Source organism: Citreimonas sp. (genome assembly GCF_042096055.1).
In the GTDB taxonomy this organism is placed as follows: domain Bacteria; phylum Pseudomonadota; class Alphaproteobacteria; order Rhodobacterales; family Rhodobacteraceae; genus Citreimonas.
Genome location: NZ_JBELMH010000058.1, coordinates 13,987 through 22,218 on the forward strand (window position 1 = coordinate 13,987; position 8,232 = coordinate 22,218).

Genomic DNA, 8,232 nt, shown 5'->3' on the forward strand with positions numbered 1-8,232 from the left:
TCTGGATGGCGCAGTCGGGCTTCCTGACGCCGCACAAGGGCGTCAACACCGAGCTCTACGCCAACGAGACGCTGCGCGGCATGGGCGACATCCTGTTGGGGGCCACGTCCTTCCGCTTCGACGCGTCCGACCTGATGCCGTCCGAGATCGGCGCCGGCGCCTTCTGGACCGGCATGGTCGAGTACATGCGCACCGGTGACGCGCAGGCCGAGGCCGCGTCGATCCAGAGCGCCTGGGACGCGATCCAGTAAGCCACCGGGCCCGGGTCCGGGCCTGACGCTGCACGGGCCCCGGCCAGCATTCCCCGGACGGGGCGCACCCGACCAACGAGAAGGGACCGGCGCCGGCCTCGCGCGACGGGTCCCTCGCAGGGGCGCCTCCCGCCGCGGGTGGCGACAAGGGAGGAGGGACCCATGCTTGATTCCGTCATCGTCTCCGGGATCGTCACCATCATCGTCGGCGTCGGCGGGATGTTCGCCTACTTCTGGCTGTCGAACTACGTGCTCGACCACGTCTTCTTTCCCGCGCGGGGCGAAAACATCGGCCGCAACATCAACCGCGCGAACCAGATCCGGCCCTGGCTGTTCCTGTTTCCCGCGATGTTCGCGCTGGGGCTATACCTTGTCGTGCCGGTCTTCTACTCGGCCTGGCTTTCGGTGACCTCGGGCGTGGCCGAGGACGGCTGGTATCGCAACTATTCCGAGATCTTCGCCAACGAGACGTTCCGCGTGGCGCTGCTCAACAACATGCTGTGGGTGCTGGTCGTGCCGGCAGCGTCGACGTTCTTCGGCCTGATCGCGGCGCAGCTGACCGACCGGCTGAGCTGGGGCAACATCGCCAAGTCGCTGATCTTCATGCCGATGGCGATCAGCTTCGTCGGCGCGTCGCTGATCTGGAGCTTCGTCTACCATCCCGACATCGAGATCGGCGTGATCAACGCGATCCGCGGCCTGTTCGGTGCCGAGGAGGGCGTGACGCTGATCGATGGCGAGATCGTCGACAGCTTCCTGCTGATGGTCGTGCTGATCTGGATCCAGACCGGCTTCGCCATGGTGATCCTGTCGGCGGCCCTGCGCGGCGTGCCCGAAGAGACGATCGAGGCCGCGATCATCGACGGCGCGAATTCCTTCGACGTGTTCTTCAAGATCAAGGTGCCGCAGATCATGGGCACGATCGTGGTGGTCTGGACGACGATCACGATCCTCGTGCTCAAGGTCTACGACATCGTCGCCGCGATGGGGAACCAGTACCGCAACCTCGAGATCCTGCCGACGCAGATGATGCGCTATTTCGACGGCGGCAATTACGGCTTCGCCACCGCGATCTCGGTCGTCATCATGATCCTCGTGCTGCCGGTGATGGTCTGGAACATCCGCCAGGCGCGCGCGGAAACGCGCTGAAGGGAAGGGGAGCGACATGGACAACATCGCCGGAAAGAGATCGGGGCTGAGCCTGGTCACGCACCTGGCCACCTTCCTGCTGGTGCTCATCTGGATCGTGCCGACGCTGGGCCTGCTGGTCACGTCGCTGCGCGATCAGGACGCGATTTCGCAGACCGGGTGGTGGCGCGCATTGCAAGGCGCGCCGCAGCCCTACGTGCTGAGCATCCCGGTCGACGACCAGGTGCAGGACAACGGCCAGTGGGTGGTCGAGATGAACATCTTCGCCGGCCCGACAGGCCAGGCGTTGCCGCCCGACATCCTGGACCGCAGCCGCGTCGACGCCTTCGGCACCTCGCGCCTGCGCGGTCCCTCGACCGAGCCGGGCGAGACCGCCGAGACCCGCGAGGGCGTGTCCGTCACCGTCGAGGCCAACGGCGACCTGCGCGCCGCGTCGCCCGAGCGGATGGAGGATCCGCTGGTGCTGCCGATGGCGCTGGTGGCGCCGCCGCAGCTGACGCTGGACAACTACGCCGAGGTGCTGACCGACATGAACGCCGCCGAGCGCGAACAGGCGCGATCGGTCGGGCAGCAACTGGACGACATGCTGTTCTCGGACGAGGCGCTGTTCGGGCCGTTCGTCAACACGCTGACGGTGGCGATCCCGGCGACGGTGATCCCCATCGTGATCGCCGCCTTTGCCGCCTACGCGCTGGCGTGGATGGAGTTTCCCGGCCGCGGGCTGCTGATCGCCATCGTGGTGGGGCTGCTGGTTGTGCCGCTGCAACTGGCCTTCGTGCCGCTGACGATCATCCACGCATGGTTCGGGATCGGCAAAAGCTTCCTCGGGATCTGGCTGGCGCATACCGGGTTCGGCCTGCCCCTGGCGGTCTACCTGTTGCGCAACTACATGGTCGGTTTGCCGCGCGACATCATCGAGAACGCCAAGGTCGACGGCGCGACGGACTTCGAGATCTTCACCAAGATCGTGCTGCCGCTAAGCTTCCCGGCGCTGGCGTCCTTCGCGATCTTCCAGTTCCTGTGGACCTGGAACGACCTGCTGGTGGCCTCGGTCTTCCTGCCCGCCGACACCGACAGCACGGTGATGACGCGCTTCGTCGTCACCAACCTGCTGGGCTCGCGCGGGGGTGAATGGCACATCCTGGCGGCGGCCGCCTTCGTGATGATCGCCGTGCCGCTGCTGGTGTTCTTCGCGATGCAGAAGTACCTGGTGCGCGGCATGCTGGCCGGATCGGTCAAGTGAGAACCGCCCCGTCCGCCGGTCCGGTGCCGCGTCCGCGCGGAGCATCCGGCCGCGCGGGCGGGGCACCCGAAACCGAACCCGGCCGGTCCCGGCCGGGACGAAGGACCCATAGATGAACCAAGAGACCGAGATCGAGACGGCCGCGCCCGTGAACCCCGGACCCGAATGGTGGCGCGGCGCGATCATCTACCAGATCTATCCGCGCAGCTTCCAGGACAGCAACGGCGACGGGATCGGCGACCTTCTGGGCATCGCCCAGCGGCTGCCCTACGTCGCCTCGCTGGGGGTCGACGCGGTGTGGATCTCGCCGTTTTTCACGTCGCCGATGAAGGATTTCGGCTATGACGTGTCGGATTACTACGACGTCGACCCGATGTTCGGCAGCCTCGCGGATTTCGACCACCTGATCCGCGCCGCGCACGAGCATCACCTGAAGGTGTTCATCGACCTGGTGCTGTCGCACACCTCGGACGAGCATCCGTGGTTCCGCGAAAGCCGTTCGAGCCGCGACAACCCCAAGGCCAACTGGTACGTCTGGGCCGACGCCAAGCCCGACGGCACGCCGCCCAACAACTGGCTGTCGATCTTCGGCGGATCGTCGTGGCAATGGGACACGACGCGCTGCCAGTACTACCTGCACAACTTCCTGCAGGAACAGCCCGACCTGAACTTCCACGAGCCCGAGGTGCAGAAGACGCTGCTCGACGTGGCGCGGTTCTGGCTGGTCCGTGGGGTCGACGGCTTCCGGCTGGACACCGTGAACTTCTACACCCACGACGTCCAGCTGCGGGACAATCCGCCCCTGCCGGTCGAGGAGCGCAACCCGATCACCGCGCCGGCGGTGAACCCCTACACCTGGCAGAACCACATCTACGACAAGACCCGCCCCGAGAACCTGGTCTTCCTGCGCAAGATGCGCGACCTGATGGACGAATACGGCGCGGCGGCGGTGGGCGAGGTCGGCGACGACCAGCGCGGGCTGGAGATCCTGGGCGAATACACCACCGGCGACGAGCTGCTGAACATGTCCTACGCGTTCGAGCTGCTGGCCGATCACGCGCCCTCGGCCGGCTACATCACCAAGGTGACCGAGCATCTGCACCGCGTGGCGGGCCTGGGCTGGGCGTGCTGGGCGTTCTCGAACCACGACGTGCCGCGCCACGGCACGCGCTGGAAGCTGACCGAGGCGGGCTATCGCTGTTACCTGACGCTGATGATGTGCCTGCGCGGGTCGGTCTGCCTCTACCAGGGCGAGGAGCTGGGCCTGCCGGAGGCTGAGATCGCCTTCGAGGACCTGCAGGACCCCTACGGCAAGCGCATGTGGCCTGCCTTCAAGGGTCGCGACGGCTGCCGCACCCCGATGGTATGGGACGCGTCGAACCAGAACGGCGGCTTCTCGAGCGGGCACCCCTGGCTGCCGGTCAGCCACGACCACCTGAACCGCGCGGTGGCGACGCAGGAACACGACCCGTCGGCCGTGCTGCACCATTACCGCCGTGCGATGTCGTTCCGGCGCAACCACCCGGCGCTGCGCAAGGGCGCGTTGACCGACATGAGCGCCGACGGCACGATCCTGCGCTTCATGCGCGAGCATGACGGCGAGCAGATCTTCTGCGCGTTCAACCTGTCGGGCGAGCCCGCGGTCACCGACATGCCTGACGGCCGCTGGCACCAGATCGGAATTGAACTGGGCAGCGCGGGACCGGCGCCGGACGGGCGCCTGCACCTTGGACCCTGGCAGCCCGCGCTGGCGCTGCGGGCGAAACACTAGGAAGAAGAGGGGGAGGGAATGGCCAATCTCAAGCTGAAGGATGTCGCCAAGACCTACGGCGGCACGGTCGACGTTCTCAAGAACATCGACCTCGACATCGAGCAGGGCGAGCTGATCGTCTTCGTCGGACCCTCGGGCTGCGGCAAGTCCACGCTGCTGCGGATGATCGCCGGGCTGGAGAAGATCAGCGGCGGCACGCTCGAGATCGACGGCCGGGTGGTCAACGACGTGCCCCCCGCGCAGCGCGGCATCGCGATGGTGTTCCAGTCCTACGCGCTTTACCCGCACATGACGGTGCGCGAGAACATGAGCTTCGCGCTGAAGCTGGCGAAGAAGTCGAAGGACGAGATCGACGCCGCCGTGACCCGCGCGGCCAAGATGCTGCAGCTCGAGCCCTATCTCGACCGCCTGCCCAAGGCGCTGTCGGGCGGCCAGCGCCAGCGCGTCGCGATCGGGCGCAGCATCGTGCGCGACCCCAAGGTGTATTTGTTCGACGAGCCGCTCTCGAACCTCGACGCGGCGCTGCGGGTCGCCACGCGGCTGGAGATCGCGCAGCTGAAGGAGCAGATGCCCGAGCGCACGATGATCTACGTCACCCACGACCAGGTCGAGGCGATGACGCTGGCCAGCCGGATCGTGGTGCTGGCCAACAAGGGGATCGCGCAGGTGGGCACGCCGCTCGAGCTCTACGAGACGCCCAACAGCGAATTCGTCGCCACCTTCATCGGCAGCCCGGCGATGAACCTGCTGGACGGCGAGATCACGGCGACGGGCGAGCAGACGACCGTCAAGCTGGATGGCGGCGGCACCGCGGTGTCGCATTACCCGTCGCAGACCAGCGACATGGGCCGCCGTGTGCGCGTCGGCGTCCGCCCAGAGGATTTCCGCGCGGTCGAGGACGGTGCCGCCTACGTCTACGAGGGCAAGGTCGACATCACCGAGGCCTTGGGCGAGGTGACGCTGCTGTACTTCGGGACGGCCGGCAAGGGCGAGCCGGTGATCGGCAAGCTGCCGGGCATCCACCGCGAGGTGCGGGGCACGACGGTGCGCATGACCGCCGACCCGGACCGCGTGCACGTCTTCGCCGACGGACGGTCGCTGCTTTACCGCTGAGCTTCGGTCGCCTGCTGCAGGGGATCGGCGCCGGCTGGTGACGGGCGATAGGTCGAGGCGCGGATGACCGGTTCGCCCAGGATCTGCTGCTTGCCGTTGGCACCGACGTACATCCACTGGGCGACCATGAACTGCCGGATGCGGTCCTGCCAGCCGTCGTCGTGCAGGTCGAAGCGGTAGCGCCAGGCGCCGTTGACGTGGATCGGCACCGAATGCGTGCCGGGCGTCGAGAAGCGCGCCACGCTGTGCTTGACGAAGTCCTTGAGCGGCTGGGCGTAGGGGATGCGCCGCCCGGCGAAGACGCATTCGATGGGCAGCATACCGTCCGCTTCGGTCCGGTAATGGCCGCTGATCACCACGTCGCCCCGTTGCGTCCGCCGGAAACGGGGCATCAGCCACACCGGCAACGAGATCACGGCGTTCTTGAACATGCCGCGATCCTCGTATTGCGGCGTGATCAGGCCCCTCGGTTTGCGACGCTCATCCGACATGGTTCATCATCACCCCTGCTGCCCGCCTGGAACCGGGCGGACGATACCGGCGCGCCCTTAACGCCGTCTGAACGGATCTTCGCCGACGCGGAGTGCCGTGCGGGCAGGCTCTACGCGGCGTCACAAGGAAAACCTACGCGGTCGTTCCCGCTGTGTTCTCATTTTTCGATTGGCGTCATGGCCTCGAACTCCTATGTGTGACGCTAGGTCGATCCGTGGGGGACAGAATGCCCGAACTGAAGCACATCGAGGTCCGTGGCGCGCGCGAGCACAACCTCAAGAACATCGATGTCGACATCCCGCGCGACCAGATGGTCGTGGTGACGGGGCTGTCGGGCTCGGGCAAGTCCAGCCTTGCCTTCGACACGATCTATGCCGAGGGCCAGCGCCGCTATGTCGAGAGCCTGTCCGCCTATGCGCGGCAGTTCCTCGACATGATGGAAAAGCCCGACATGGACTACATCACCGGCCTGTCGCCGGCGATCTCGATCGAGCAGAAGACCACGTCGAAGAACCCCCGTTCGACCGTCGGTACGGTGACCGAGATCTACGACTACCTGCGGCTGCTGTTCGCGCGCGTCGGCACGCCCTACTCACCCGCCACCGGCCAGCCGATCGAGGCGCAGCAGGTGCAGGACATGGTCGACCGCGTCATGGCGATGGAGGAGGGCACCCGCGGCTACCTGCTGGCGCCGATCATCCGCGACCGCAAGGGCGAATACCGCAAGGAGATGCTCGAGCTGCGCAAGCAGGGCTTCCAGCGCGTGAAGGTCGACGGCGAGTTCCACGAGCTCGACAGCCCGCCGACGCTGGACAAGAAGTTCCGCCACGACATCGACGTGGTGGTCGACCGCATCGTCGTGCGCGAGGGGATGGAGACGCGGCTCGCCGACAGTTTCCGGACGGCGCTCGACCTCGCCGACGGGATCGCGATCCTCGAGACCGCGCCGAAGGAGGGCGATCCCGAGCGCATCACGTTCAGCGAGAATTTCGCCTGCCCGGTCAGCGGCTTCACCATTCCCGAGATCGAGCCGCGGCTGTTTTCCTTCAACGCGCCCTTCGGCGCCTGCCCGGATTGCGACGGGCTGGGGGTCGAGCTGTTCTTCGACCCGGCGCTGATGGTGCCGGATTCGCAGCTGTCGCTGGCGGGTGGCGCCATCGCGCCCTGGCGCAAGGGCAAGTCGCCGTACTTCACGCAGACGATCAACTCGATCGCGAAACACTTTGATTTCGATCCGAAAACCCAGTGGAAGGACCTGCCGCCGCATGTCCAGCAGGTGTTCCTGCACGGCTCGGGCGAGGACGAGATCGCGTTCCGCTACGACGAGGGCGGGCGCGTCTACAACGTGACCCGAGCCTTCGAGGGGGTGATCCCCAACATGGAGCGCCGCTACCGCGAGACGGACTCTGCCTGGATCCGCGAGGAATTCGAGCGCTACCAGAACAACCGCCCCTGCGGCACCTGCGGCGGCTACCGCCTGCGCGAGGAAGCGCTGGCCGTGCGCATCGGCAAGCGCGACGACCTGCGCCATATCGGGCAGGTGGTCGAGATGTCGATCAAGCAGGCGCATGACTGGATCGGCACCGTTCCCGAGGCGCTGACCGACCAGAAGAACGAGATCGCGCGCGCCATCCTGAAAGAGATCCGCGAGCGGCTGGGATTCCTCAACAACGTCGGGCTGGAATACCTGACGCTGAGCCGCGCGGCAGGCACGCTGTCGGGCGGCGAGAGCCAGCGCATCCGGCTGGCGAGCCAGATCGGCAGCGGCCTGACCGGCGTGCTTTACGTGCTGGACGAGCCGTCGATCGGCCTGCACCAGCGCGACAACGACCGGCTGATCCAGACGCTGAAGAACCTGCGCGACCAGGGCAACACGGTGATCGTGGTCGAGCATGACGAGGACATGATCCGCCAGTCCGATTATGTCTTCGACATCGGCCCCGGCGCGGGCGTGCATGGCGGTCAGGTCGTGGCGCACGGCACGCCCGACGAGATCGCGGCCAACCCCCAAAGCCTGACCGGGCGCTTCCTGTCGGGCGCCGAGGAAATCTCGGTCCCCACGCAGCGCCGCAAGGGCAACAAGAAGAAGATCAAGGTCGTCAAGGCCACCGGCAACAACCTCAAGGACGTCACCGCCGAGTTCCCGCTGGGCCAGTTCGTCTGCGTCAGCGGCGTGTCGGGCGGCGGCAAGTCGACGCTGACGATCGAGACGC

The 8,232-nt window shown here is 66.7% G+C and carries 6 protein-coding genes and 1 pseudogene; 6 read left to right on the plus strand and 1 reads right to left on the minus strand.

Features of this window, described 5'->3' with window-relative positions; translation table 11 throughout:
* From ACFDTC_RS12835 to ACFDTC_RS12855, 5 genes and pseudogenes are all read left to right on the plus strand, one after another.
* Positions 1-251: pseudogene (locus tag ACFDTC_RS12835) on the plus strand (alpha-glucoside ABC transporter substrate-binding protein); the annotation flags it as partial.
* 162 nt (positions 252-413) lie between these two features.
* A complete protein-coding gene (locus ACFDTC_RS12840) occupies positions 414-1,400 on the plus strand; it encodes a carbohydrate ABC transporter permease (RefSeq protein ID WP_375259278.1) in 987 nt (328 codons plus the stop codon).
* 16 nt (positions 1,401-1,416) lie between these two features.
* Positions 1,417-2,643 carry a carbohydrate ABC transporter permease gene (locus ACFDTC_RS12845; protein ID WP_375259279.1) on the plus strand — a complete coding sequence of 409 codons (1,227 nt, stop codon included), beginning with the start codon at positions 1,417-1,419 and terminating at the stop codon, positions 2,641-2,643.
* A gap of 112 nt (positions 2,644-2,755) precedes the next feature.
* Complete coding sequence (locus ACFDTC_RS12850) at positions 2,756-4,414, plus strand: alpha-amylase family glycosyl hydrolase (protein ID WP_375259280.1); 1,659 nt, start codon at positions 2,756-2,758, stop codon at positions 4,412-4,414.
* Positions 4,415-4,432: 18 nt separating this feature from the next.
* Positions 4,433-5,527: an ABC transporter ATP-binding protein gene (locus tag ACFDTC_RS12855; RefSeq protein ID WP_375259281.1), complete on the plus strand. Its 1,095-nt coding sequence runs from the start codon at positions 4,433-4,435 to the stop codon at positions 5,525-5,527.
* Here ACFDTC_RS12855 and ACFDTC_RS12860 read toward each other — a convergent pair.
* Entirely contained in the window at positions 5,518-5,958 is a 441-nt protein-coding gene (locus ACFDTC_RS12860) for a hypothetical protein (protein WP_375259282.1), read from the minus strand. The genes ACFDTC_RS12855 and ACFDTC_RS12860 overlap by 10 nt on opposite strands.
* A gap of 287 nt (positions 5,959-6,245) precedes the next feature.
* Between ACFDTC_RS12860 and uvrA the strand changes: the two genes are divergently transcribed.
* On the plus strand, positions 6,246-8,232 hold a 1,987-nt coding region (uvrA, locus tag ACFDTC_RS12865), incomplete at its 3' end, for an excinuclease ABC subunit UvrA (RefSeq protein WP_375259283.1).